This is a genomic window from Ensifer sp. LC384 (genome assembly GCF_001695865.1).
In the GTDB taxonomy this organism is placed as follows: Bacteria; Pseudomonadota; Alphaproteobacteria; order Rhizobiales; family Rhizobiaceae; genus Ensifer.
In genome coordinates this window covers 1-24,564 of sequence record NZ_MBST01000047.1, presented here as the reverse complement: position 1 = coordinate 24,564, position 24,564 = coordinate 1, and the positions used below count along the sequence as shown (strand labels likewise).

22 protein-coding genes and 4 pseudogenes are annotated in these 24,564 nt (G+C 55.3%); 15 read left to right on the top strand and 11 right to left on the bottom strand.

Annotated features, from left to right (window positions below):
- Positions 1–145 precede the first annotated feature (145 nt).
- From BC363_RS34790 to istB, 6 genes and pseudogenes are all read left to right on the top strand, one after another.
- Positions 146–865, top strand: a complete 720-nt coding sequence (locus BC363_RS34790; protein ID WP_065785933.1) for an NUDIX hydrolase — start codon at positions 146–148, stop codon at positions 863–865.
- Between the two features lie 355 nt (positions 866–1,220).
- Positions 1,221–2,486 carry a TylF/MycF/NovP-related O-methyltransferase gene (locus BC363_RS36100; RefSeq protein ID WP_244519956.1) on the top strand — a complete coding sequence of 422 codons (1,266 nt, stop codon included), beginning with the start codon at positions 1,221–1,223 and terminating at the stop codon, positions 2,484–2,486.
- Positions 2,487–2,800: 314 nt separating this feature from the next.
- Positions 2,801–2,941, top strand: a complete 141-nt coding sequence (locus BC363_RS34785) for a transposase (protein WP_141690442.1) — start codon at positions 2,801–2,803, stop codon at positions 2,939–2,941.
- Positions 2,901–3,428: pseudogene (locus tag BC363_RS26895) on the top strand (IS3 family transposase); the annotation flags it as partial. The gene BC363_RS34785 and the pseudogene BC363_RS26895, both read left to right, overlap by 41 nt.
- Before the next feature lie 201 nt (positions 3,429–3,629).
- Positions 3,630–5,198, top strand: a complete 1,569-nt coding sequence (istA, locus tag BC363_RS26890) for an IS21 family transposase (RefSeq protein ID WP_348272420.1) — start codon at positions 3,630–3,632, stop codon at positions 5,196–5,198.
- Between the two features lie 14 nt (positions 5,199–5,212).
- On the top strand, positions 5,213–5,968 hold the full coding sequence (gene istB, locus BC363_RS26885; RefSeq protein ID WP_065786000.1) for an IS21-like element helper ATPase IstB: 756 nt from the start codon (positions 5,213–5,215) through the stop codon (positions 5,966–5,968).
- Positions 5,969–6,200: 232 nt separating this feature from the next.
- Here the strand turns inward: istB and BC363_RS26880 are convergent, their stop codons facing one another.
- The 5 genes from BC363_RS26880 to BC363_RS26855 form a co-directional block, all read right to left on the bottom strand.
- Positions 6,201–7,211, bottom strand: coding sequence for a hypothetical protein (locus tag BC363_RS26880; protein ID WP_244519955.1), 1,011 nt, complete (start codon positions 7,209–7,211; stop codon positions 6,201–6,203).
- Positions 7,212–7,736: 525 nt separating this feature from the next.
- A complete protein-coding gene (locus BC363_RS26875) occupies positions 7,737–8,390 on the bottom strand; it encodes an ABC transporter ATP-binding protein (protein ID WP_065785998.1) in 654 nt (217 codons plus the stop codon).
- Between the two features lie 97 nt (positions 8,391–8,487).
- A complete protein-coding gene (locus BC363_RS26870) occupies positions 8,488–9,756 on the bottom strand; it encodes a capsule biosynthesis protein (RefSeq protein WP_065785997.1) in 1,269 nt (422 codons plus the stop codon).
- Entirely contained in the window at positions 9,746–10,810 is a 1,065-nt protein-coding gene (locus BC363_RS26865; protein WP_065785996.1) for a hypothetical protein, read from the bottom strand. Before BC363_RS26865 ends, BC363_RS26870 begins: the two co-directional genes overlap by 11 nt.
- Before the next feature lie 293 nt (positions 10,811–11,103).
- Positions 11,104–11,949, bottom strand: coding sequence for a class I SAM-dependent methyltransferase (locus tag BC363_RS26855; protein WP_065785994.1), 846 nt, complete (start codon positions 11,947–11,949; stop codon positions 11,104–11,106).
- A gap of 462 nt (positions 11,950–12,411) precedes the next feature.
- Between BC363_RS26855 and BC363_RS26850 the strand changes: the two genes are divergently transcribed.
- Entirely contained in the window at positions 12,412–14,091 is a 1,680-nt protein-coding gene (locus BC363_RS26850) for a hypothetical protein (protein ID WP_141690441.1), read from the top strand.
- Positions 14,092–14,260: 169 nt separating this feature from the next.
- Here the strand turns inward: BC363_RS26850 and BC363_RS33870 are convergent, their stop codons facing one another.
- Complete coding sequence (locus BC363_RS33870; RefSeq protein ID WP_083223676.1) at positions 14,261–15,097, bottom strand: glycosyltransferase family A protein; 837 nt, start codon at positions 15,095–15,097, stop codon at positions 14,261–14,263.
- A gap of 41 nt (positions 15,098–15,138) precedes the next feature.
- Complete coding sequence (locus BC363_RS26840) at positions 15,139–15,540, bottom strand: hypothetical protein (protein WP_065785991.1); 402 nt, start codon at positions 15,538–15,540, stop codon at positions 15,139–15,141.
- A gap of 463 nt (positions 15,541–16,003) precedes the next feature.
- Between BC363_RS26840 and BC363_RS26835 the strand changes: the two genes are divergently transcribed.
- From BC363_RS26835 to BC363_RS26815, 4 genes and pseudogenes are all read left to right on the top strand, one after another.
- Positions 16,004–16,372: a transposase gene (locus tag BC363_RS26835; RefSeq protein ID WP_065785990.1), complete on the top strand. Its 369-nt coding sequence runs from the start codon at positions 16,004–16,006 to the stop codon at positions 16,370–16,372.
- A complete protein-coding gene (gene tnpB, locus BC363_RS26830) occupies positions 16,369–16,716 on the top strand; it encodes an IS66 family insertion sequence element accessory protein TnpB (protein ID WP_065785989.1) in 348 nt (115 codons plus the stop codon). The genes BC363_RS26835 and tnpB (BC363_RS26830) overlap by 4 nt, the downstream gene beginning before the upstream one ends.
- 289 nt (positions 16,717–17,005) lie before the next feature.
- Positions 17,006–17,233, top strand: a pseudogene (locus BC363_RS26820) (transposase domain-containing protein); the annotation flags it as partial.
- A complete protein-coding gene (locus BC363_RS26815; RefSeq protein WP_065785986.1) occupies positions 17,233–17,529 on the top strand; it encodes a hypothetical protein in 297 nt (98 codons plus the stop codon). The pseudogene BC363_RS26820 and the gene BC363_RS26815, both read left to right, overlap by 1 nt.
- 322 nt (positions 17,530–17,851) lie before the next feature.
- On the opposite strand, the gene BC363_RS35230 is transcribed toward BC363_RS26815, so the two are convergent.
- The 3 genes and pseudogenes from BC363_RS35230 to BC363_RS26800 all read right to left on the bottom strand — a co-directional run bounded on the left by BC363_RS35230 (position 17,852) and on the right by BC363_RS26800 (position 20,789).
- On the bottom strand, positions 17,852–18,274 hold the full coding sequence (locus BC363_RS35230; RefSeq protein WP_065785985.1) for a class I SAM-dependent methyltransferase: 423 nt from the start codon (positions 18,272–18,274) through the stop codon (positions 17,852–17,854).
- A 918-nt stretch (positions 18,275–19,192) separates the two neighbouring features.
- Positions 19,193–19,768 carry a transposase gene (locus tag BC363_RS33860; RefSeq protein WP_083223674.1) on the bottom strand — a complete coding sequence of 192 codons (576 nt, stop codon included), beginning with the start codon at positions 19,766–19,768 and terminating at the stop codon, positions 19,193–19,195.
- 27 nt (positions 19,769–19,795) lie between these two features.
- Positions 19,796–20,789, bottom strand: a pseudogene (locus tag BC363_RS26800) (IS30 family transposase).
- A 231-nt stretch (positions 20,790–21,020) separates the two neighbouring features.
- Here BC363_RS26800 and BC363_RS26795 point away from each other — a divergent pair.
- The 4 genes and pseudogenes from BC363_RS26795 to BC363_RS26780 all read left to right on the top strand — a co-directional run bounded on the left by BC363_RS26795 (position 21,021) and on the right by BC363_RS26780 (position 24,017).
- Positions 21,021–21,493, top strand: a pseudogene (locus BC363_RS26795) (transposase).
- A complete protein-coding gene (tnpB, locus tag BC363_RS26790; protein WP_065785984.1) occupies positions 21,490–21,846 on the top strand; it encodes an IS66 family insertion sequence element accessory protein TnpB in 357 nt (118 codons plus the stop codon). The pseudogene BC363_RS26795 and the gene tnpB (BC363_RS26790) overlap by 4 nt, the downstream one beginning before the upstream one ends.
- A gap of 48 nt (positions 21,847–21,894) precedes the next feature.
- Positions 21,895–23,469: an IS66 family transposase gene (locus BC363_RS26785; RefSeq protein ID WP_065786002.1), complete on the top strand. Its 1,575-nt coding sequence runs from the start codon at positions 21,895–21,897 to the stop codon at positions 23,467–23,469.
- Positions 23,466–24,017, top strand: coding sequence for a UPF0149 family protein (locus BC363_RS26780; protein WP_065785983.1), 552 nt, complete (start codon positions 23,466–23,468; stop codon positions 24,015–24,017). The genes BC363_RS26785 and BC363_RS26780 overlap by 4 nt, the downstream gene beginning before the upstream one ends.
- A gap of 207 nt (positions 24,018–24,224) precedes the next feature.
- Here BC363_RS26780 and BC363_RS26775 read toward each other — a convergent pair.
- Positions 24,225–24,564 (bottom strand): transposase domain-containing protein (locus tag BC363_RS26775; protein WP_244519954.1); only part of this gene is annotated, 340 nt, incomplete at its 5' end.

Sequence of the window (24,564 nt, the reverse complement as noted above, 5' to 3'; positions counted from 1 at the left end):
AGCCGGAATCTCACTCGAAGTAGTGCGAGGACCGCGCATACCAAGCGCGCTGCAAAGGATTATATATCTGACGGCGAACAGTTTGGCCTAAAGTCACTGATTTGACTGAGCCACGCTCCCCCTCAAAGAATGTAAAGGTTACGCTATGTTTGATGTCCGTGAAAGCTGGCCAGCTGAAGGCGTTTCTTTCGAAGTACATTCTATCGATTTGGCCATTTCACCGTCTCCTCATCCGATAGAGCTCAGACATCGCGATGCTATCGATCATAACTGGGGCGACGAGAAAATTGCTAAGCCATTTCTTTACAACGGCCGTCTTGTGCTGCAGTCATCGCTGTCTTTGGCGCGGGGAAATGTCGTGGGAATTGGTCACTTTGTTAGCTATTCATCGCTTCTCTGGTGGCGGAAACAATTTGATCAGTCCGGCGCATATCATTTATTCGGATTCGCCGTAATCGCGTCTTCGGATTCCGCGATAGTTGCGATAAGAATGGGAGAAATGACCGCTACGCCAGGGGAGGTATATTGTCCCGCGGGATTGTTGGATCACAATGACATCATCGAGGGAAAGTTAGACATTACAGCAAACATGCGTAGAGAGGTTCGTGAGGAGACGGGGCTTTGTTTAGATGAAGCAACTGCGGATCGCCAGCTTTTCGCTAGTTACGAGCGAAATAGGATAGTAGTATTTCGTATTTACCGCTTCAACGCGACTGGCGAAGAGTTGAAAAGGCGGGTCGACGAATATGCTGCTCAGGTCGATCAGCCTGAAATAGCTGAGGCTGTCTTGATAAGATCCTCTGACAGATACGCATATAATTACAATAGTGCAATGCATCCCATACTCGATATGGTTTTCAATTAGTTATTCATTTTTGGAGAAGGGATCGGCGATAGTATACGTTGTCTTCTCGCGAGAAAATGAGAAAGCTTCAACTTGGCTGCCGTGTAACAGTGTGCGCTACACATTGGCGGAACAGAGTTGGCAACGGCTTACATATTTCGGCGCCGAGCAGATCGACGGTATGACGGGTCAGAGGCTCCAGGCTCATCTACATGCCCCGCGGTTGCGTGCAATCCGAAAGGATACCAATGAAACATCGCTAATTCTTAAGCCATGTCTGATGAAGCAGATAGTTGACAATCCATTGCCTTTTGTCGAAGGTGCGGAATGAAGTTCCGCGCTGATGTCAATCACTTAGATACTAACCGAGGTATTATTGACCAACCTATCCTCTAGACAACGATTTTGGCGCAAACTCCCCGGCTTGGCTACATACTTCAATGAGATAGATCGGCTGCATGAGGAGCGCGAAGCTGCAATTGCCAAGTTGGAGCTCTACGCTGAGGGACTCGACAAAGAGGCGGCCGAGAAGATTCGGACTGAGTTGGAAACGTTGGTCGCCGACAACCGTGAACTCTCGGACAGATATACGTCGTCTTTCTCGCACCTGGATATCTGTCAAAAGGAATCCGCTATTTTACGGGTTGATTTGAGCCGCATCGCGCAGGAACGCGACGCTGCAAATGTCGAAAATTCCTTTTTACGACAGCAGATAAAAGATCAATCGACATTGCAAGAAACGCTGCGCGGCGTTCATCAGACGTTCGACAGCTATCATAAGACGACACTTGGAGCGATCGCGAATTTGTCGGCCGGCAATGTTGGCTTGGCAACTCGGCAAGAGGAGGCGATTGCTCGCCTGGGGCGGGTTCTTAGGCATAATGTAAGTACAGACGCGACAGACGCGCGCCCGATCGATCTCTATCTCGATTTGCTTGAAGCGTCGCTGACGGGAGTTCTGTATGAAGACGGGGCAGAGGCTCCCTGGATAACCACAAACGAGTTTAACCCATCGACACGAGCGATTGGGCGGGACTGGCCCAAGCAGGCCTTGACGATGATCGGTACTGCTCGGATGCGCAATCTGCGCATGTTATTGCGACAGGCGTTGGATGACAAGATTACGGGAGATTTTGTCGAGGCAGGAGTTTGGAGAGGCGGGGCCTGCATTTACGCTAAGGGTATCTTAGAAGCATGCGGTGCCGAAGATAGAAAAGTTTTTGTGGCTGATAGTTTCCGGGGACTGCCTGAGCCAAACGTCGACCTTTACGCCGCCGACCAGGGCGATATCCACAGTACCTTTCCTGAGCTCGCCATACCGCTACCAGTAGTGCGGGAGAATTTCCGTCGTTATGGGTTGCTCGACGAGAATGTCATATTTCTCGAAGGATGGTTCAAAGACACTCTGCATACTGCAGATATCAAGGAAATTGCTGTCCTGAGGCTCGATGGCGACATGTACGAAAGCACTATGGACACGTTGACTGCATTGTACGCAAAAGTTTCGAAAGGCGGATTTGTCATTGTTGATGATTACATCCTGAAGGCATGCGCCCAGGCGGTAGATGATTTCCGAAGAGACAATCACATCACGCAACCGTTGCATCCCGTAGATGACGCAGCTGTTTGGTGGCGTGTTTAGCTAGAAGCCTCGCGACTTGAAGAGCTTTTGACCAGCTACCGCCGCCAAGAGCTTGCTACCGCCGAGCCGTCGATATCCTTCGCCTATATTTAGATATCTCTGTATCGGCACACGCTTTCGTATTGTTGCAAGCCACACGTACGGTCGTTGTCGCACCCCGCCTGGTACGGCAAGGCCCACCAACGTTGACAAAAGGTGCAACGTGGCCGTTAGGGGAATCACATCGCCGTCTCGGCTTGCATCATACGGCGTGACCTGAGACCCTGATCTGACCTCCAAATTTTGGTAGAGTCCGTCACAACGAGGAGACGGGCATGAAGCATTCACGGTTCACGGACGAACAGATCATCGGGATTTTGAAGGAGCAGGAGAACGGCTTGAAGACGGCCGATGTCTGCCGCAAGCGTGCCTTGGGGAACGAGACGACCTTTGGCATTGCCGTCGCGTCCCAATGAGCGCTGGAGCCTCGACTTCGTCAGCGACACTTTCACGGATGGTCGTCGCTTTCGGGTCTTGGCTGTCGTTGACGACTTCACCCGCGAATGCCTGGCGCTGGTCGCCGACACATCGCTCTCAGGGTTGCGGCTTGCACGGGAACTGGATGCCATCATCGCCCGGCGCGGAAAGCCACGGATCGTTGTTTCCGACAACGGCACGGAGATGACGAGCATGGCCGTTCTCAAGTGGTGCCAAGGCACGCGCGTCGAATGGCATTACATCGCACCAGGCAAACCGATGCAAAACGGTTTCGTGGAAAGCTTCAATGGCAGCTTCCGCGACGAATGCCTCAATGAAACCCTGTTCTCATCGCTGGCACAAGCGCGGACAGACATCACCGAATGGAAGGAGGACTACAACCGAAATCGGCCACATTCCTCTCTGGGCAATATCACGCCCAATGAGTTCGCAATGAAAATTGCTCTGGAAAAACAGGCCGCATAAGGCCAGATTGAAAACCCAAGACTCTCCCGAAAACTGGAGGGAACAAGGGTCTCAGGTCAGCACTTGCGGATTCCGGGGATTAACCGGACGGGATTCCGATCAATATCCGGACACCGTTCCGATCTGAAGCCGGACAGCATTCCAATCCATTACCGGACGGTTTTTCCGTCGTGACGATGCCCTTGGGTCAGCAACCTTGGCATGAATCTCCTCAGTATCCACGAGGGGAATTTCATGCCGTCAAAGAGAAGGCTGACCATGCGACACATACGACAGATGCTTCGGCTCTCTGCCGGCGGGACAAGCGTACGCGAGATTGCGGTAGTGCTCGGGATCGCCCGAAGCACGGTGCAAGATAACCTGGACCGGGCTAAGGCCGCTGGGTTGAACTGGCCATTGCCAGGAGAACTGACAGACGATGCGCTCGAGCATCGGCTTTTCATCCGCGCTGGCGTCAAACAGGGCCAGCGGCGACGTCACGAGCCGAACTGGGCGGAGCTTTCCATTGAGCTGAAGAAACCCGGCGTGACACTGCTGATCCTGTGGGAGGAGTATCGCAGCGTCCATCCCGATGGTTATGGTTACAGCCGTTTCTGCGAGCTGTTCCGCGGTTTCGAGCAGCGCCTTTCGCCGACGATGCGCCAGGAGCATGCTGCCGGCGACAAGGTCTTTGTGGACTATTCCGGCAAGAAGGTGCCGATCGTCGATCGCAAGACTGGCGAGATCCGCGAGGCGGAGTTGTTCCTCGGCGTGCTCGGCGCATCGAGCTACACATTCGCCGAGGCGACCTGGACCCAGACCTTGCCGGACTGGATCGGCTCGCACGTGCGCATGTTCGCCTTCTTCGGCGGCGTGCCCCGCCTGATCGTGCCCGACAATCTGAAGTCCGGCGTCAGCCGCGCAAGCTTCTACGATCCCGAGATCAACCGCAGCTACGGCATGATGGCGTCCCACTATGGTGTTGGCGTTCTGCCGGCCCGCCCGCGACGCCCCAAGGACAAGGCCAAGGTCGAGAACGGCATGCGCTTCGCCCAGAGTTGCCTTCTCGGCCGCTTGCGCAAGCAGACTTTCTTCTCGCTCGCCGAGGCCAATACCGCGATCGCCGACGTGCTGGAGCGCATCAACAATCATATCATGCGACGGCTGGGCGTCAGCCGCCGGCATCTCTTCGAGACGGTTGAACACGCGGCGCTCGCGAGCCTGCCCGCCGAGGATTACGAGTTCGCCGAATGGCGCTTTGCGCGGGTCTCGACGGATTATCATGTCGAGTTCCAGAGCTTCTTCTATTCCGTGCCGCACGCCCTTATCCGTCAGCAGGTCGATATCCGGGCGACCGCACGGATGATCGAGATCTTCCATCGCGGCAAACGCGTCGCTGCGCATCAGCGCCGCTATGGCGGTCCGCGCTATGGAACAGATCCCGCCCACATGCCCAGCTCCCATCGCCGCTATGCCGAGTGGACACCGGAGCGTTTCCGGCGCTGGGGCGCGTCCATCGGTCCGCAGACCGAAGGGCTGGTCGTCGCCATTCTCGCCAGCCGGCCGCATCCGGAACAAGGCTTCAGAACATGCTTGGGCATCCTGCGCCTTTATCGCGACATCACCCGCGACCGCGCCGAGGCCGTTTCGGCGCGCGCCGTCGAGATCGGCGGATTGACCTGCAAGACCATCACCTCGCTCATCGCCACCCACAAGAGTGCACGGCATTCCACCGAACCCGCCGCCGTCATGGATCACGTCAATCTGCGCGGTCCCGGCTACTTTCATTGAGGAGACACCCAACGATGCTGATCAACCCAACCATCGACATGCTACGCGAACTCGGCCTGACAGGCATGGCAAGCGCCTATCAGGAACTCGAGATGCAAACGGAAGCCAGAAGCCTCGAGCATGGCGAATGGCTTGCCCTGCTGCTCGAACGCGAGGCGACCACCCGCCGCCAGAAGCGCTTCGAGGCGAGAGCCCGCGCCGCCAAGCTGCGCCACGACGCCCAGATCGAGAATATCGACTTCCGCGCCGCCCGCGGCCTCGACCGCAATCTCTTCATGAAGCTGGCCGGCTGCGACTGGGTCAGGCAGCGCCACAGCCTGCTGTTGATCGGACCCGCCGGCGTCGGAAAGAGTTGGCTTGCCTGCGCTCTTGGGCACAAGGCATGCCGTGAGGACCTCTCCGTTGCCTATCATCGCCTCCCCAGGCTCTTCGCCACACTTGCCCTGGCGCGCGGCGACGGCAGATATCCGAAAGTCCTAAAGGCGCTGGCGAGGACCGACCTGCTCATCCTCGACGACTGGGGTCCGGAGAAGCTCAACGACGAGCAGCGTCGCGATCTTCTGGAAATCATCGAGGACCGCTACGAGAAGCGATCCACCATCGTCACAAGCCAGGTCCCGATCGATCACTGGTACGACATGATCGGCAACCCAACCATTGCCGATGCCATCCTCGACCGCCTCGTACACAATGCCTATCGCATCGAGCTCAGCGGCGAGAGTATGCGAAAACAGAAAGCCGTGACCACCGGTCAAGCAACCCCGGCTTGACCGCGAGACGCGGTTCAGGTCAAAAACACATACGACCCAGGGGCACGCCAACTGTCCGGCTTCAAATCGGAATCGTGTCCGGCATGAGATTGGAATACCTGTCCGGCTTCAGATTGGAATAGCCGTCCGGCATCACCGGAATACGCAGCACTAATACAGCTCGAAGTTGTGATGGTTGGAGGTTCACAGAACAGGAAAGGAGCGAGAGACGGCGGCTAGCGGCAATCGAAGGCTATGTTAGAGGAAAATCGGGTGACGCCACGGTCGCCATCTTTACTACTGAAGCCGCCGTTGCCTTTCGTGCTATCTCTCGACGCGCGGGATCAGTAACCAGAAGCCTGATTGCCGACAACCAATCTTCGGCAGTGTTGTCGACATGGAGCTCGCCCTCCGTGGCGCATCGATCGAAGACGGGCGACCTCGAAAAAATGGCCGCTGCTTTCATTCGGGCGATATCGATGCGTTTGGTATCGGAGCGTGAAGAGTTTGTTCTGCTCTCCAGCAGCGGCGCAAGTGCGATGTCGGCTCCGGACTGCGCTGTGTAGGACAAATATTCCGGCCAAGGCAGACTATCTCGAACCATAAGGCGACCTTCGGCGATATTCATTGCGGACCAGTGCGCGCCTATTTTGCCATCTGCAATCACTTCGAATCGAAGGGTTGGATGTTCGTCCAGGGCGCGCGCAATGATAGGCCTCAGGAAGTCGTGCTCACGGTGGTGAATCCCTGTAGCGTGGTACACAAGCTTGAGCATCTGTTGGCTGTCAGCCTGATTTCTTCCGTGGTCGTTCTGCTGCGGGAACGGGACCGGGAACGGCGGCATTACGAGCGGAACCTGATTTGAGCTCGGAAGTCTCTGAGCTAATTCCGGCGTCGATACCCATACCGCATCCAACACCTTTCTGAGGTGGTATAGTGGCTTGATGCCAAGCCGCAGCAGCCGGAACTTATAACCCCAACTGCCATCGCTTCCACTTACGATTGCTGCAAGGTCGTCGTCTATGAAGAGGGCGACACCCGCGAGGCGAGGTCGATTGAACTCAACCCAGCGCAACTGACGAGACGTGATGTATCTGCATATCACAACGAACATGCCGTCGGGATCCAATCCCCCCAGATCATCATCAAGATCTTGAACATGGAAGGGAAGCCCACACCTCCGCAGCCGCTCTTCAAGATAATAGCTGTAGGTAGGATTCGGGTGTTTCGACACTACAAGCACTCGGGTTGCCGGCAGGGTCATGCCTTTACCCGTGTATTGGGACGATGGCTTTGGAAGAAGCCAGTAAAGAGCGTCACGAAGTTTCAACATTTCTCTCAGTGAAATTGCTCGGGCTAATGGGCTTGCCAACACTCAGGCACCTGCGATTATACTGATAACATAAGTCTCTCCCACACGTTTTGGCAGCGGGAATGCCGCTTATTCTCATTTAATACCTTTTGCCGTGGCCAAAATGGCGAGCGTGCCGCCGGCCCTCTGCCCCTGACCTCGATCGGCCGCTTGCGAACTGCAGTGGGTCGACAATGAGCGATTTGAGCACGACTGGTAGCAAAAGGTTTGGCAGCATCAAGCCGAGGCAGGCGCGAGTTCGATGCTTGGAGGCGACGAACCGACAGTGTCGGATAAGCGCTAGCGGCACGGGCGCACAGTGTTCGAACCGCTGCTGATAACCTTTCGGCGATGCGGTAATCGTTTGGTGTTTTCCAGCAATGCCCGCGGTTGACGTCGTATTTGCTTGAGGGGCTATCCGCCCGCTTACTCCTCGGCCTATCGGTTCAGGCGATAATAGGCCTCGATCGCGGGCTCCACTGTATCGAAAATCATGAGCCTGCCATCGACCAGTACCATGGCCTTGTCGCAATAACTTTTAATCGTGTCCATCCCATGCGAGATCATAATCACATCAGCGTTTTTTCTGCGATTTTCAAATGCGACCTTGCACCTCTCCTGGAAGCGAGCATCGCCTACTGCGGTGATTTCATCCACCAGATAGCATTCGAACTCTATGGCCATCGAGAGCCCGAAGGCCAGTCTCGCGTTCATACCGGATGAATAGGTTTTGACCGGAGCATTGATGTAGTCGCCAAGCTCGGCAAAGTCTTCGACGAAGCGACTGACGCGCAGGGGGTCTTCACCATAGGCTCGGGCTACGAAATTAAGGTTATCCTTGCCGGTCATATTGGGATGGAAGCCACCGGCAAAGCCAAGTGGCCATGAAACCCGCACATTTTTCTTGATAGCCCCCGAATTCGGAAGAATGGTGCCAGCAATCATCCGCATAGTTGTGGATTTCCCGGCGCCGTTCACTCCCAGCAATCCATAGGAGTATCCGGACTGAAATTCCATCGTAACGCGATCGAGAATCACCTTGCGATGCTGCTGCGTCTTAAAAAACTTTGAGACGTTAGAGAAGCGGATCATTTACGGTCCTCGGCATTGGCGTCACGGGCAACCTGAGACCTGACCGCTCGCAGGTAGATACTCGCAAATGCGCTCATGGCGAAGCTGCCTTCATTCTCTAAAGCTTATGGTCTTCGATAGAGGCCCACAACAACATCAGCGTAGCCCATGCGACGACGAGTGCCAGCCCGATAAAGAGGGGGGTGGAGACGCGTTTGGGATAGAGCGACTCCTGCGGAATCGTCGGATGAACAAAGACCATGATGTAGAGGGCCTTCCTAAGCGAGGCCGCTAACGCGGAGTCGTAGTTGTTCCGAGACGCTTCGTAGAGTTTTTCCGCTACGAGCTTATCGGTTTCCAGCCTTGAGAAAGAGAGAATCGCATTTGCTATGCTGGCGTTTTCAGGCCCGGTCAATTCAGCGCGCAATGCTTCAATTTGCTTGGCGAGACTATCTCGGGCACGGACCAACTGGTCGTACGCTGGCGACTTATCCGCCGCCGATGTTTTCAGGATGGAAAGCCGCGTCTCAAGCTTCAGTCTATCACCTAAAAGCCCGGTCAGGAGCTTCCCCGTCTCTGTCGCTTGGGCTTGCGGGCTCAGGAGCCCGGCACTCTGCTGAAAGCGATTCAGGGCGGCGAGAGAATCAGAATAGCGTTTGCCCGTTCTTTCGACTTCACCGCTAATGCTGGAAATCAGATCGCGCTGGGCGCGTACATTAAGTTCATTGATGAGCTGCTCGCTCTCATCGAGGATTGCCTGTGTCAACAGTCTGGCGTCGTCCGGGTGGAAAGCCCGGACCTTCAATGTAACTATTCCCGACGGGCCATCAATGTAAGCAGTAACCTGACGCTGCCAATATTTAGCAAACTCTTCTGTTGAGCCCTGTTTGTCGAACCTTGAGAATGAGTCGATGTCAGGGCGTGCGAACATCGAACGATAGTCAATTTTTTTTCCGATGCGTTCCAGGATTTCATGTGAGTGTATGAAACTTGTCACGACGAAAGCATCTTGGCCTGCAGAGCTCATGCTAAGCACGTCGCTATCAGTATTATCCTTCGAATCGTGTTCGGCGATCGATCTGACGGCAAAGCGTGCCTCCGCCGTATATTGATCGCTTGCACCGAACACAAAATAACAGAGAAAGGCAAAAAACGGAATTAGGACAATCAGGCAGAAGGACAAAAACTTGATCGGAGGCTTCCCTCCAGGGGACGTAGCGAGATCGACCCCCTCATTCAGAGATAATATGACATCATCACGATCGACTTTCCGAACAGGCGCATGCCTTCGCCACGATGAAAAGGAAAGCGCCCGTAACGGTTTGATAACCCTCTCTTGTTGAGGGGATGTTGGTTCTTCAAAACGACTTGAGCGTTCAGTTCGCATCGTTGCTCCATGAATTCGAGCTACCTGACGTCATCGCCTGCCTCACATAGTGGTCGAAAATAAGATCTTCTTCCAGCATGAGCTCAGCAATAGGTAGCATGCGTAACTTGCTGGCAAGTTCGCTCAACAACATTTGTCGCGGTGGAACAACCAAGTCGTCGACTGCGATATTTAAGGTCTTGCCGACCGCAGACTGGAAAGATGGAATGTCTTGTTGGTGCCCAACGACAGTAAAACGTGAAAGAAGATCGATAGCCGGAGCGATCTCTCGGCGAGATATGCGTTGTTCAGGCGTAGTCGTGGTAAGCTGCCGCGTAACCGGCGAGGCAAGCACGCTGCTCACCTTGCTCGGTGCCTTCTTGAGCAGCGAACGAAGTGAAGAATGGTCTTCAAGGTTGGCATCTGCAAAGTATTCCGTCGCTGGCCCTAAGATAAGCCTGTCCCGCTCACCTATGAAGGAAATCGGGGTTTTAGCCATGCGCTTCAACAGGAATATGCGGACGGCCATTTCATAATATGGGTCCGTCAGCATCACGATTCCCTCGAAGCCTTTGCTTAGGAACTCCTCATAATTCCGCATAAGGAGCCGACCACTCAGATATATGGAGTCGACGGCGTTGAGATGAAAGACTTGCAATGTCGTTTCGTGGCCCAGACGTTCGGCGGCGAAAAGTTCGTACTGGAAGAGACGGCCACAGTACTGATCGAAACGGATCATCGGCAACAATTGCGTCTCGAGCCTAATGATTTTGCGTCGAAGCGGAGCAGTTTTTGTGATGCGTCTATAGATCAGCAAATCGGTCTTGGCATCATGAACTGCGAGGTTTTCACGGGTCGCAATACTCGGGACGTTTTCATCATTGAGGCGGAAACCCACCATTCCCGTTTCGTGACGACCCGAGGCGGTCACCTGAGGCCGCAAGTCATTGCAAGCAAAGACACCAATCTCTCCGTTATCGTCGGAAACCCGAATGCGTGGCGTTTCCGAGAAGCCGTCAGGAATCAGGTAACCAACGACAGTATCACCAGAGTCAAACTCAACGTTGAAAAGCATACTTCGCCTCCCGAAAGCGAAATCCCATGATGTGCTTGGTCACGGTCGAGTTTGACATGGCGCAGCCCGCCAGAGAGCAAGTCGTTGAATCGGATTGAGTGTCGGTTTTCGCAATCGAGAGCACTGCAATTTCGATGCTAAACTTGTCGCAACTGAAGTCTCTGTGCCTCTCCTGAATCCTATCATGCGTTTGTCCGAGCAATGCTTTGGTCTTTCTCCGTCCACGCAGATTCACGCCCGTCCGCTTCATTTGTTGCACATCTACATTGCGCGTGGACCGTAGGCGCGGCTGATCAGGTCCCAAACGGGGCCGCCCGCCGAGCGAATATGGAAAAACACGGTCCACCCGGATGAGCAGGTTCGTCATGTGCGATTTCGACGTCGACGAAACCGAGAGCAGAGAGTAACTCGAGAATATCCTCTCGGGATATCCAGAAGTGCCGATCTCTCATTCCACCGCAGAATGCCTTGCTTTCGTTCGCTTGGAAGTAGCGTCGCTCGTGATAAGTGAGCGGGACACCTTCGATAGTGCGCTGACTTGATTTCCCACTGAAGGCAAGCCGCCTAACGTCTTCTGCCGGCATTGCAGTATCGGAGAAATAGTGGGTCCAGAGGAATAATTGATCACATCGCGCAGCCAAAAGCTGCAGGAAAAGGCCGGGATCCGCCATGTGGTAAAGGACGCCGGATGCGATGCCCAGATCGTACTTGGCTTCTGTTGCTTCGAGCCACTTGAGCGCATCGCCAAGGTGAAATCGGGCCCGGTTTATGGATAGGATCTCTTTAGTGACCAGACACCGAAGGAAACACTGCTTGTTGGCCTCGACTGCGTCGATCACGGCGGGATCATGTTGGTTTAGCATGTAGGTATGCATGCCCTCGAGCGGGCCTATTTCCAAAATGCGTTTGTCAGCCATGGGGCCGGCATGCTGGAGCGCCCACTCAATCCGAGTATCTGCAAAGAGCGGATGGCTGCCAGCCGAAACATTCGCCGACGGGGGGAACTGGGAGGTCCAGCCTGTCAGAGCACTTACGGCATTTTGCGCCGTCGGTATATCGTGGCAGTATTGGTCAAAAACTGTCTCGGTCGCCTCGGCGCCTGCAATTCGCTTCCAATGAAACAACCTTTTCAAAAGCATTGATGTATCCTGTCAAGGCCTGCTGTCAACACAGCTCTTAGCGAAAGGGACATAATCGGGACGCCTGGGAAACGCAACATGCGCTTTCCGTTCAGCGCCATTGTTAGGGCGGAACTGTTTGGAGCAAACATTGATTTCTATAAAATAAGGCGATTGTAGGCGTTCGCTGGTAGGCTGGATGATAAGAATGGCTCGTGTTGAGAGTTTCGAATTTAAGTGTTCAATGTCGGGTCGTCTCGAAAATAATTCTGACGTTAGACCGTGCGGTGAGTTCTTCAAGCCATCCTGCTTTCATTGCCGTGGTGTTGAGCTTTCGGTCTGGCTTTCCAGAACGTAAAGGCAACCCATCGCCGGGTGCACTTTTGAAGCAGCGTGCATCCTTGGCCCTCAATATCATCGAGGCGTGGTTGCTGCCGGCATGAAATTCCTGTCGGATTAGCCACTTGGTCGACAGGAGCTCCCATGAAACGACGTTCATTCCTAAATGCCGGTCTGTTGGCTGGAGCCGATGTGTGTAGCACTCATTTCACTACGGGATCACGCATCTCCTCCATGCAGCCGCAAGACCCGGAAAGGGTGGCAGCAGCCGCCCTCAGCGAGGTCGGGTCGCCCGCAGCGAAAAGCATCTCCGGAGCGCTTAACGTCATGCAGGTCAGCGACCTGCCGCAGGTTACTGACGATGTGCGCATCGTTCGGACTTCGCAGCATAACCTCAACAGTCGGCTAGGTGCAGCGCTTTATAGAAAGGTGGATGCCGAGCCTGCCCACAATCTTAAGGAGCCAGCACGCGGTGGAGGCTGGTGGGAAATCAGCGAACCGAGGATAGACGTCACCATGGCGGGTGCGATTGGCGATGCGACGTCCGGCAGCAGCGGCTACGACAATGGCTCCGTTATGGCCGACGTTTATGGCTATGCTTCTCTCCTCGGTGGCGACATCTATGTGCCCCGCGGATGCTACCGCACCAGCATCGGCGCGATGGTGACCATGGCGGATGAAAAAAAGACGCCGGGCCTGCTCGGCGCTGGGCCGGGAGCCAGTTGCTTCATTTCTGGAGCTGGCGACGTGAGCCTCCTCACTATTGAGGGCTGCGCTCGTACATCTATCCAAAAGGTCGGCTTTTACAAAGATGCCACAACGGACGGCGGCATGGGCCTGGTGGTTTCCCGCACGCCCTGGTGTGAAATTTCTCAGGTAGCTGCGGAAGGGCGCTACGGGAGTGGAGGCTTCGAGCGAGGGGTCTATCTGAATAACAGTTTATCATCCAAAATCGATCTAGTCTGTAGGGACAATGTCTACGGACTGTACGCAGATTACCTCATTGATGGCGAAAAGTTTGTAAGCCGCCCGAACGCGCTTCGCATCTCGGGAGAGTTTGGCCGCAACAAGCGTTGGGGGCTCCGAATTGATGAAGCCGGCGTCGTCGATTTTAAAGGTGTTATCGAAGGTAACGGATGGGGCGTCTCGGATGACTTTCGGGGCGGCATGTATCTCGCGAATGCGGGGACCGAAAGCGGCGTTGGCGTCAACATCCGCTCCACATATTTCGAGGCCAATGCCGGTAGGGCGGATGTCTACATCGCACAGGTTATCAACGGCGGCACTGTGTACAATATCGAGGACAGTTCTTTCGCGTCTCTAGATATGGTCCACTACGTGCAGAACCACATCTATGTTGAAAATTCGGTCTACCTGGCACTGAATGTGCGAGGCAACAGGTTTGAAAGTTTAGGATCCTATGTACCGGATGTCATGCGCAGAGCTATCTTGGCGTCTGCACCTGCTGACATGACGCTCAATCTTGGTGGCGACAAACATCAGTTTGCGCATGCCGTTGAATATCCGGTGGCGTTCGGCGCCATGGGACTAAACTTCGGCGGGCAAATCGCGGATAATGGGATGCCTGTCAGCATGCCTGCCGAATGGTCTTGTGTGCGCACAGCAGTGGGCACTTATACGATTGCAATGCCAGTTCATCTTACTGCCAGTGATTTCGCATTCACTGCATCAGTGATGGATGGGAACGTGCGCAGTGTTCAGCGCCTCTTCACTTCCGGCAACCTCGTTTCGATTATTACTGTCAATGTCCGGCAGCAACCGGCCGATGCGAGCTTCTGTTGGACAGCCATCGGTATTCGCTGATCTTACGATCTGAAAGAGGCTTCAGCGTCCGCCGCAACCGTCAGGTACTGAGCCAACAAGATCCAATACTCGATTACTCGGGCCGGTTATGATCGTGTGTTTCGGGTTTTCAAACCGTAGCTGCAACCCGACACCCTCTGTGTTCATCCGAGACCGGGCCTAACCGAAATCAAAAAGCTCTTGCGCGCTCCATCAAATGAGATGAATGTTTAGAAAACTGCGGGTAGACCTCAAAAGACTTCGCATAGTATTCGAAAAGCGCTCGGAGGCCGTCCCTCAATATAATTTCTCCGATGTCTGAGTCTTCCTTTAGTAATTTTGCTGCGTAATAATCCAGCGCTTTAACGATGCCATCGGGGTTTTGAGATGTTATGTCGTTATTGTCGTGGGTGCGGAGTAAGCAAGTATATGCTGGCATCGCATCCACACGATACTCTTTCGAGATGCGACGCCACATATCGGTATCTTCGAAGCGATACATTTCCTCATCGAAGCCTCCGACGGCATCGATAACGTGTCGATAAGTCATCACGGTCGGCAAGGTTATCGTGACCGGCTTAAAAAAGGCAACGTCCTTATAGATCATCCCAGATCGGTTCGCGATATATTCGTAGTCGATTGGTTCTCCATTCTCGCCAATGCACTGCGCAGATGTATAAACCATGCCTGTTCCAGGGTTAGATTGAAGATATTCGACCTGGAGTCGCGTTTTATCCGGGAGGAACAGATCATCAGAATCTAAAAATGCAATGTAATGCCCCTCAGCTAGTAAGAGGGCGTGATTTCTCGCGTTAGACCGACCTCTGTTTGGCTGATAATGATAGCGTAGCCTCGGGTCATCAATTTTGGATAAGATCTCTCTGGTGTTGTCAACTGAACCATCGTCGATCAGGATTATTTCGATGTTCTTATAAGTCTGACTGAGCGCGCTGCTCACAGAAGCTTCTATCCAACGCTCCCTATTAAAAGTGGGCAATATTATGCTTACCAAGGGATCAGAAGTCATTTTAATCTACCTGCAGGTGAATAGTATCGAAGCGCGTCGCATTATTTTTCTTCGGATGATGGCTCGGATCTAATGCCCAACTCTTGTCGTAGTTGAGCCATGCATCTGTCGATCTCCAAGATAAGTCGGATGGCGCGGCCGTCGTTCGACAAGTCAGCGCTTATGACATTGCGAGCCATTGGGAGCTCGTCGGTATGACCCAGAGCAAGAAGCTTACTTCTCGCGACATCGCGCTCAAAGGTAACTGCCTCAAGATCTTGCTGAAGCAAAAGCAACTGGTTCTGCAAGATTTCGGAATCTCGCGCCTCAAGCGCAGAATTATCGGAAAGGGTACCTGTCGCGACCCGCAGCTCACTTGTTCTGAGCCGTTCTTCCAACTCTGCGATTTTGTTTAGAGCCCTGTTATATTTGCCTTGCAGCAGATATTCTCTTTCGTAAGACATGTGACATCCAATAGCGTAGATTTACACCAAGCACCGAGTTCTCGCCACGTGGCGTTAAAGGTTGAGAACCAAAATTGCAAGCGCCGGTCGTCTTTCTCATCGGACGCCAGGTTCGCGAGTCGATGTTATCGAAGTGAGGAATTGAGCGCCAATGGCTCGGCGATTTCATCTGGTTTCAGTCTGGAGTCAATTCCGCGCCTATTGAGATGACATTCATTAATGTGTGTGCAAGCCACTCCGAGTGCGGTTTCGTAGTGAAGCGATCGGATGAAAACGCTCCTTACGACGATCCCCAAGGATATCATTGGAGCGATTGATCCGTTTGCCAGTGGATCGAGGCTGGGATGTCGACGGTGGCCCGGAAGTAACCGCCCGATTGGTACCGCCTGCCGGCTATCGTCGTGATGGCCTAAGACACGTGTTTAACGACGTCGTTAGCGACGTGTCTTGGGCGAGGTATGCGATGCGCGTGGAAATTCTTGGGCAGGAACGTCGGCGCCGGTGGCGCGACGAACAGAAGCTCGAGATTGTCTTGTCGGTTGGGATCGACGGGGGGACGGTTACTGAGGTTGCGCAGCGACACAATCTGACGCGGCAGCAGATTTACACCTGGCGCAGTGAACTGAAGAAGCAGGGACTTTTGCCGTCTTCTGCGAATGCGGTGTTTGTTCCGGTGGACATGAATGTTGTGCAGACCGAGGTCGGCGGAAACCGTCAGGACCCGTCGGGGGTGATCGAGTTGCGGTTGAACTTCGGTCGCAGCCTTCGGTTCGACAGTGCTGTGGATGGCGCCACCCTGACGCGGCTCATCCGCGCGGTGGAGGCGGCATGATCGGACCTGGGACCGGCGTGCGGGTGTACTTGGCCTGCGGGATCACGGACATGCGCAAAGGAATAGAGGGCTTGGCTGCGCTTGCGCAGGATGTATTGCGCCAGAAGCCGACAGGCGGCGCGGTCTTCGCCTTTCGAGGCAGACGTGGCGATCGTTTGAAGCTTCTTTATTTTGATGGCCAGGGCTTCTGCCTGTACTACAAAATTTTGCAGAAGGGGCGGTTTCCATGGCCTTCAGCAGCAGATGGAACGGCCCGGCTGACAACGGCGCAACTGGCCATGCTTTGGGAAGGGATCGATTGGCGACGTCCCAACTGGGGCGCTCCGCCGGCGCGTGTTGGTTGAATTTATCTCACTGAATCTGCTTGTTTTTATGGATACTCGCCCTGTCCTATGCTAGTCAGGTTCATGTCGAGCGCGACGCGCGCCGCTCCCCTGGTCATGCTGGCGTACGTCACAGGATCGATCATCCATCCGGCGATCATAACAACGATGCCTACCGGACCCAAAACCTGGAAAAATATGCCTGTCGCCCGCTGATCGACACGACGGATGCAAACTGTTTGGCCGAAATACGGATGCCAGCGGTAATGAACTTCCACTTCATCGCCGACATGGGCAGAATGAACGGGGGATAGGAATTGGAAGAAAAAATTGGCTCTTCGCTGGCGCCGACACCGGCGCGGAGACCCTGGCGCGTGCCATGACGATCATCGAGACGGCCAAGATGAACGGCATCGATCCGCAGGCCTATCTGGCCGATGTGCTCGACCGCATCCACGATCACAAGATCAATCGCCTCGACGAACTGCTTCCCTGGAATTGGTCACCTGTCGCCGTCATCTGCGCCGAGGCAGCCTGATGGCAACAATCACTTATGTCCGTACGATCAAATATGTCGCTGAAATTCTTGGCGAGGATCCGGAGCTTCTCCGGGCAATCATCTCCAACAATGATAATCTGACCTACGGCAGCATCATCAGCGTCTATAACGGGGAGGACGAATCCATCACCGCGCTGACAGACGACGGCATGGAGGAACTGGAACAGATGCTCTCCCACGCCCGCCGTTCAACCGACGAATGGAACGACTTCCTCGACTGCTTTTTCGACGACGAGGAGCTGGTCGCCCGCTTCAAAGCGAAATCTCCGCGGTAACAACCGGTCGGTTACGCCCGGAAGGCATTGGTGAGTGGTTCACCCTTAACAATTGCCATGCCTAATTCCGGGAGGTTGCCGTGCTCGGAAACAATGCAGGAAAGTTGATAATTTTTGGTTACCTCCTCGGCGATGGCAATCGCTCTGAAATTCAAGGGATCAAGGGGATCGTAGGCGCAGTAAACAAGTTAGATCCCGCTACTGGAGCTACGAGCGTGGGTTTAACCGCTGGTCGTATGACAGGGGCGCTTGCTCACTGACGCGTCGTCGGAGCAATTAGCGCTTTCGGTTCAGTCTCTTCTGGATAGTCGAACGACTGCTCTTAGGCGGGCTTCCTGCCTGTTGCGCGAACCATTGTGTATGATGGGAATTCTCGGTTCCAGCTCTCAATCATTTTGTACGGGAGTAGGTGCTCCGGAAGAACGATCATACACTGGTCGCTGTACTCTACGGCTTCCACGACTAGGCCGGCGTCCTCAAAGATCACCCGCAGAGCTTCTGTGCTAAATCGGAAAAAGTCGCTGGGGTGGCCATGGATCGGGTAACACTGGTGGGTCACGGCTAGAAAAATTGCTCCCGGTGCCAGCACCCGTGAGACTTCCTTTGCAGCAATCCAAGGCCTCTCGAGGTGCTCAAAGACAGCGTCCGCGATGAAAAGGTCGAAACTCGAGGTCCATTCCTGCGGCAGTGCATGCAGATCTCCGATGAAGTCCACGTCGATCCCGTCACGGATGTCTAGCCGCACATAGTTCTCGTCCGCAATGTGCGGAAAATAGTCACGACTGTGTGTTTTACGGCCGGGTGCAGTTCGTCGCGTTCCCACTTCCAAAACGCGTCGGATATTCGTTGCACTCACGTTCGTATTAAAAACGTTGATCACGTCAACGTTAGGGATGTGGGTATGAGGTACAAGCTCGGCCGGCCGCGTCGGGGGGCGTTTATTGACGGCGCTCTTGAGGAATTGGGAAAACATTGATGTAGCCTCGGAGGGTTTTAGTTAAGGCCGCTCGTAACATAAATGCGAGCTGCTTTGCATTTGCTCTGCTAAGAAAGACAACTCAACCCGCTACGTGACGTAACTTAAGATTCGAAGTCAGTCTGCGGCTGTTTGAAATCTGTCTTGAATTGCTCGTCCCACGGATTGTAGAAGCGGACATCGTCTTCGACCGGTTGACGCTTTTCTTGCTCCTCGCTCTTTTTCCTGTCCTGATGCATAGCCAGTCCCTCTCAAATGGAGGCCGGAAAAAAGCCGATAGACCGAACTATGTAAATGCTTTCTCTGCCACACTCGCAGGGATAATTCGCGGTAAGCGATCCGCGGGACCATTTAGTTGGGGCTGCTGTCGGCTGGGATGGGCGCGGCTTTGGGCATCTCTGAGACGGTTGCCACTTTTCCTATGCCTTTACCATAAATGCGGACATCTCGGAGGCCTCTTCAAGCGAGAGCGTAATTATGACGAATTATCGAGTGGGTTCTACGCCAGAAGCATCGTCGTAAATCGAAATCCTCCAGCATAACATCTATCACTTCCATCGTCTTACCGTCGTATCAATCCGCTCGGTTGCCTGCCTTGGTGATCCTACCTCACTTGAGCCGTTCGTCGGTCGGGCTTTCCGACGGGACGTCCAAAAATGGGTCAGACGCATTTTCGATGACGTTCGATTATGATGGTCCGACAAGGCGGGCTTGGAGGAGATCGACTCTTGCCCGCCCATACATCTGCCGCTTCACCATTTTCAGTTTGTTGAACTGGCCTTCGACCTGACCGCTTGACCATTGCTGTTCAATCGCATTGCGAATGGCATCGATGTCTTTGGAAACGCCGTTCCCAAAGGAGGCAATTAGGCTTAATTTGGTATCGATGATCCAGGGGCTCAAGTCGGATGTATTTCTCTTGCGGATCATGGCCTGGAACAGCTCAAGCAAAGTTCTCGCCGTAGCCCGCGCTGGGACACTCTTCTCGATATTGGCGACAATAACGGCGTCGGTCTTCGTCAAGTTGTTCCAGCTGGTTGTCAGTATGCGGGCAATTTTACGGGCCGAAGGGACGTGTTGAAGGTCGGTCAGGCAGAGGCGATCAGCACGCCGGCGGCGGGTCGTCCGTTCGGTAACCACCCTCAGCGATCCTCTGAAGTCTCTCGCTTTCAGACGTCGCCACAGATCCGCGCCATTGTGACAGCCTCCAATCCAGAGCGCGTCAAGGATCGGCAAATAGGATTCAAGGGAGTGTGAGTTCATGGCGAACTGCGACTTGCGCGTGCAACGCTAACCGACACGTCGCATTTGCGCGAGCAGTTTCTTGCGGAAGACTTCCGCAGGCGTTCGGTAGCCCAAGCACTTCCGCGGTGTCGAGTTAAGCCGATCGCAGATGTTCTTCAGGTCACCATCCGTGATCGACAGCGGATCCACCTCTCTCGAAAGCCACTTGCGAACCCGGCCGTTGGTGTTCTCGACCGTGCCTTTCTGCCAGGGCGACTGCGGGTCGCAAAACCATGTCTGTGTTCCGATGCCCGCCTGCAGATAGGGCCACTCGCTGAACTCGGTACCCCGATCGAAGGTGATGGAGCGTCGAGCAGCGTGGGGCAGGGACTGAAGCACCTCAATCAACCCGTTCATAATTGGCCTCGATTGCCGGTCGTTGTTGCGCAGGAAGACCGCAAAGCGGCTGACCCGCTCAACCAGCGACGTCACGTTGGCCTTGCCGAACTTCTTGCGAAACTGAATGAGATCGCACTCCCAATGACCGAATTGCTTGCGCGCGGCGACGGTGTCGGCCGATGGAGAATGTTGAGTTCCGGACTGAAACGGCGGCCGTAGCGCCGCCTGGCATGTCGCGGGCGACGTCTCGCACGCCGTTCCGGCAGATGCCGCCATAGCTTGATGGCCTGGCCGTCGGCAGAATAGGCAAATTTGTAGATCGTCTCGTAGCTGACGGAAATTGGATGACGCTCGAGCCGCATCCGGCCGGCGATCTGTTGCGGCGACCAACCATGCATGATCCGCTCAATCACCGATCGGCGCACATGCGCAAACCGTGCAAGCTTACGCAGCTTGGCTCTGCGGTCGCGCGCCATCTCGTTGGCCGTGACGCAGTAGTAGCCGCTGAGCTCCGGCATTTGCGTATCCTGAGCTCCCGGAAGATCGTCGAGCGATGTCGTCCAAGCTTCTCGGCAATCACAGTGGCACTCAGGCCAGCCGCTCGCCAGCGGGCGATCCTGCGACGTTCATCCATATCGATTTGGGAGTAGGTGCGTCTCATGAGCCATTCCTCGCGCGTGACAACCCATTGGTATCTATCGCAAGTCGCACTTCATCCTTGAACCCACCGAGCTTTCCCGAACACGGAATACATCGTCCTGAATGCCACGGGAAATCTTGCGCACTGTTCCGCGACTGACGCCAGTTCATCGTGAGCGCTACGAACAGCCCACCTTTCCTTTTGTGATCGAGGCCGCGAGATAAGCTTCTTCACCGATAGGAGCGGAACGGGATGGTTGGAGATCGCGCTGATGCCATGCTTGAAGTCATGGATGAAGGCATGCATGAAGCCAAGCATGAGGGAATATATCGTCGGATCGAGGTGATCACCGGTCGTCGCCAGCGGCGGAATTGGACTGACGAGGAGAAGGCGCGCATCCTTGCGGAAAGCGCGGAGCCTGATGTGAATATCTCTGCTGTTGCTCGGCGCTGGGGCGTCAATCGCGGCTTGCTGAATGTTTGGCGTCGATTGATGCCGGGCTGACCACTCGTCGCTCGGCCAAGGTCTGTGCGCAGCAGGCGATGTTCGTGCCGGTAGCGGTGGTCGGCGATCAAGCGGCCCACCAGGGCTCTCGATCGGATGCCGCCCACTTCGCCGCAGGTCGGATTGAGATCGAGATTGCTGGCGCGCGCATGACCGTGATCGGTACGGTGGCGCCCGAGTTGGCGCAAGCGATCGTGGCGGCGTTGCGAGGGCGCCGGTGATCGGACTTTCCCCTGGTGGAGTGAAGATCATGGTTGCGACGCAATCTGTCGACTTCCGGCGCGGCATGAATGGCCTGGTGGCATTGGTGGCATCGGCGCTTGCGGCTGACCCGTATTGCGGCGACGTGTTCGTGTTCCGCGCCAAGCGTCTCGATCGACTTCGCTGCATTTATTGGGACGGATCCGGCATGATCCTGGCGACGAAGTGGCTTGAGGCGGGCAAGTTTGTTTGGCCGCCGATCCGCGATGGCGCCATGCAGATGACGCGCGAAGAGCTCTCGCTTTTGCTGGCCGGTATCGACTGGACAAGGGTGACGCAGAACCCGGTAAAACGCCCCTTGAAAGTAGGTTGATCCTATTGGTTTTGCTTGATGATTCTGGCCTGCGTGGTAGGATCCGTCATGCCGCTTCGACACGATCCCTTGCCTCAAAACGCTGCGCAATTGACCCGGATCATTCTCTCGCTCAACGAAGAGAATGCCGACCTTAAGGCGCGCGTGGCCTTCCTTGAAGGTCAGCTCTTTGGCCCGAAATCGGAGAAGATGACGGCGGTCGATGCGACACAGGCGATCCTTGACCTTGGCGATCTCAGCGACATTCCCGTTGCGGCCAATGACGATGTTGCGCCCGTGGCCGGCCGGGTAACACCGGCGCGGCGACCTCCAGCGCGCAATATCGGCCACTTGCCCAAGCACCTTCCGCGTTATGACGAGCTCATCGAGCCGGAGACCAAGGTCTGCCCCTGCTGTTCGTTCGAACTGCATTGCATCGGCACGGACGTCAGCGAGGCGCTCGACATCGTGCCTGCCGTTGTCCGGGTGAAACGGACGACCCGGCCACGTTATGCCTGCCGGGCATGCGAGAATGCCATTGTACAAGCGCCCGCACCAGCATGCGTGATGGATGGCGGCATGGTGACCACGGCATTCGCAGCTCATATCGCCGTTTCGAAGTTTGCCTGGCATCTGCCGCTTCATCGTCAAGCCCAGATGCTTGCCTCCTGCGGCGTGATCATCGATCGCGGCACGCTCGGCGCCTGGGTCAAGCGGGTCGCCTGGTGGCTTGAGCTTCTCTACGATGCGCTCACCGCCTTCATCCGCTCCCAGCCGAGGGTGTTCTGTGATGAGACGCCGCTTCCGCGGCTCGATCCGGGCCGCAAACGAACCAAGGTCTGCCAGTTGTGGGCGCAAGCGATCGACGATCGCCCATGGAATGGTCCGGCGCCGCCGGCGGTGGCCTATACTTTTGCCGAAAGCCGTAGCGCTCGCGAGGTCGAGGGGCAACTGTCGTCGTTTGCCGGCGTGCTTCAGGTTGATGGGTACCAAGCCTATAAAACCATGGTCAAGCGTCGTGGAAAGAGCAATGTCGTCCCCATGCGACTGGCCTTCTGTCTCGCCCATGCACGACGCAAGTTCGTCGATGTCGTCAAACTGACCGGCTCTTCGGAGGCTTTGTCGATCCTCGCCAGGATCGCCGAAATCTATCGCATCGAAGCGGACTTGCGCGGGGAAAATGCCGATACCCGGCTCATCGTCAGACGTCGCGATACAGCTCCCATCATGAAAGTGCTGAAGGCCAAGCTCACGGAACTGAGCAACGAGGTGTCGTCGAAGTCGGCGCTTGGCAAGGCGGTCTCCTACACACTCAACCACTGGGGCGGGCTGACAGCCTTCCTCGATGATGGCCGCGTCGAGGTAGACTCCAATGTGGTCGAGCGTTCAATGAAATCCGTGGCTCTGACGAGAAAGAACTCGTTGTTCGTAGGCAGCGCGCACGGCGGCAAGACCTTCGCGGTCATCGCATCCCTCGTCAACACCTGTAAATTGAATGGCGTGGATCCCGAGGTCTGGCTTGCCGATGTGTTGGAGCGGATCATCTCCGGCAAAGTGAAAGCCAACGAGATAGAAAGTCTCCTGCCTTGGACCTGGATGGCTGAGCGTGAAGCGATGACACAGCAGGAGCGACGAGCGGCATGACACAGACGACGGAACGACCAAAGCTCGACGACGAGGCGTTCGAAGCCTTTATCAGGGGACGTCGTCCGGCAACGCCAATTTGGTCAATGAGCGGTCCCGATGGCTACCTTACGGCGCTCATCATCGGTCCGAAGTTCATCGACCCACGCCAATGGATCCCGGAATTGACCGGTCCGGATGCCCTGAACCTGCCGATGGAAACGACCGAACATCAAGCCGTGCAGACGATCGTTGCAGAGTATAACCGCATCTCGGCAAGCCTTTCCGAAACACCGAAAGACCACCGGCCCAGGTTCACCAGGATCGATGATCAGACCTTTGATATCTTCGATTGGGACCTCTGCTTTCTGCTGGGAACAGGATACGCGCCTAAGCTTTGGGGGCCCGTCCTTCGAGGTCATGCCGTCACTGGGGATATCATCGCACCTATCCGCAAGCTCGGCGAGGCAAAACGGAAAGCGACAAGCCAGGATGCTGCTGACGTCGCCGACGCACTCGTCAATATCCGAACCTACTTTATGCCGAAGCGGGCCAAGCAGAAGTTCTGACCGGGCGCCAGAAACCTATCCGTCAATCATGAAAGCCGTGGGCCATTCGTTGCGCCCACAGTTCATCGAACGATCTCTTTGAGAGAAAGGCCTTCGTCTTTCATTGCTGTGTATGCGGCGTCTCCACCCCATTGATTTTGCGGTTGCAGCGGTCAGGTCTATCGCTTGCGGATGTCCTGTGAGCTCATCGAAGAGTCCCGGACGAGCTCACTGTGAGGCGCTGATCCGGCGGTGCGCATAGGCCCACGGCATGAGTGCGTCGATATCTTTGGCGAGATGACCGTTGGCCAGGCTGATGAAGAGATCTCGCAGGTAGGCGTAGGGCTCGACACCGTTCATCTTGCAGCTTCCGATCAGACTGGCAAACCGGGCCCAATTGCGGCCGCCCTCGTCATGGCCTGCAAACAGCGCGTTGCGGCGGTTCATGGCAATGCCCCGTTCATTCTGCCCATGTCGGCGATGAAGTCGAGGTCTATTATCGCTGGCATCCGTATTTCGGCCAGAGGGTTTCCATTTGCCGCGTAGAGGAGCGAGCGACAGGTCGGTT

Bases quoted from the DNA above. Each gene is read 5' to 3' on its own strand.
- BC363_RS26865 (WP_065785996.1), bottom strand. From the start codon at position 10,810: ATGCTTTTCAACGTTGAGTTTGACTCTGGTGATACTGTCGTTGGTTAC.
- tnpB (WP_065785989.1), top strand. From the start codon at position 16,369: ATGATCGGACCTGGGACCGGCGTGCGGGTGTACTTGGCCTGCGGGATC.
- BC363_RS26875 (WP_065785998.1), bottom strand. From the start codon at position 8,390: ATGATCCGCTTCTCTAACGTCTCAAAGTTTTTTAAGACGCAGCAGCAT.
- BC363_RS26870 (WP_065785997.1), bottom strand. From the start codon at position 9,756: ATGCGAACTGAACGCTCAAGTCGTTTTGAAGAACCAACATCCCCTCAA.
- BC363_RS26835 (WP_065785990.1), top strand. From the start codon at position 16,004: ATGCGCGTGGAAATTCTTGGGCAGGAACGTCGGCGCCGGTGGCGCGAC.
- BC363_RS26840 (WP_065785991.1), bottom strand. From the start codon at position 15,540: ATGTCTTACGAAAGAGAATATCTGCTGCAAGGCAAATATAACAGGGCT.
- istB (WP_065786000.1), top strand. From the start codon at position 5,213: ATGCTGATCAACCCAACCATCGACATGCTACGCGAACTCGGCCTGACA.
- BC363_RS33870 (WP_083223676.1), bottom strand. From the start codon at position 15,097: ATGACTTCTGATCCCTTGGTAAGCATAATATTGCCCACTTTTAATAGG.
- istA (WP_348272420.1), top strand. From the start codon at position 3,630: ATGAATCTCCTCAGTATCCACGAGGGGAATTTCATGCCGTCAAAGAGA.
- BC363_RS34790 (WP_065785933.1), top strand. From the start codon at position 146: ATGTTTGATGTCCGTGAAAGCTGGCCAGCTGAAGGCGTTTCTTTCGAA.
- BC363_RS26780 (WP_065785983.1), top strand. From the start codon at position 23,466: ATGACACAGACGACGGAACGACCAAAGCTCGACGACGAGGCGTTCGAA.
- BC363_RS33860 (WP_083223674.1), bottom strand. From the start codon at position 19,768: ATGAACTCACACTCCCTTGAATCCTATTTGCCGATCCTTGACGCGCTC.
- BC363_RS26880 (WP_244519955.1), bottom strand. From the start codon at position 7,211: ATGACCCTGCCGGCAACCCGAGTGCTTGTAGTGTCGAAACACCCGAAT.
- BC363_RS34785 (WP_141690442.1), top strand. From the start codon at position 2,801: ATGAAGCATTCACGGTTCACGGACGAACAGATCATCGGGATTTTGAAG.
- BC363_RS26785 (WP_065786002.1), top strand. From the start codon at position 21,895: ATGCCGCTTCGACACGATCCCTTGCCTCAAAACGCTGCGCAATTGACC.
- BC363_RS26850 (WP_141690441.1), top strand. From the start codon at position 12,412: ATGAAACGACGTTCATTCCTAAATGCCGGTCTGTTGGCTGGAGCCGAT.
- BC363_RS26815 (WP_065785986.1), top strand. From the start codon at position 17,233: ATGGCAACAATCACTTATGTCCGTACGATCAAATATGTCGCTGAAATT.
- BC363_RS26855 (WP_065785994.1), bottom strand. From the start codon at position 11,949: ATGCTTTTGAAAAGGTTGTTTCATTGGAAGCGAATTGCAGGCGCCGAG.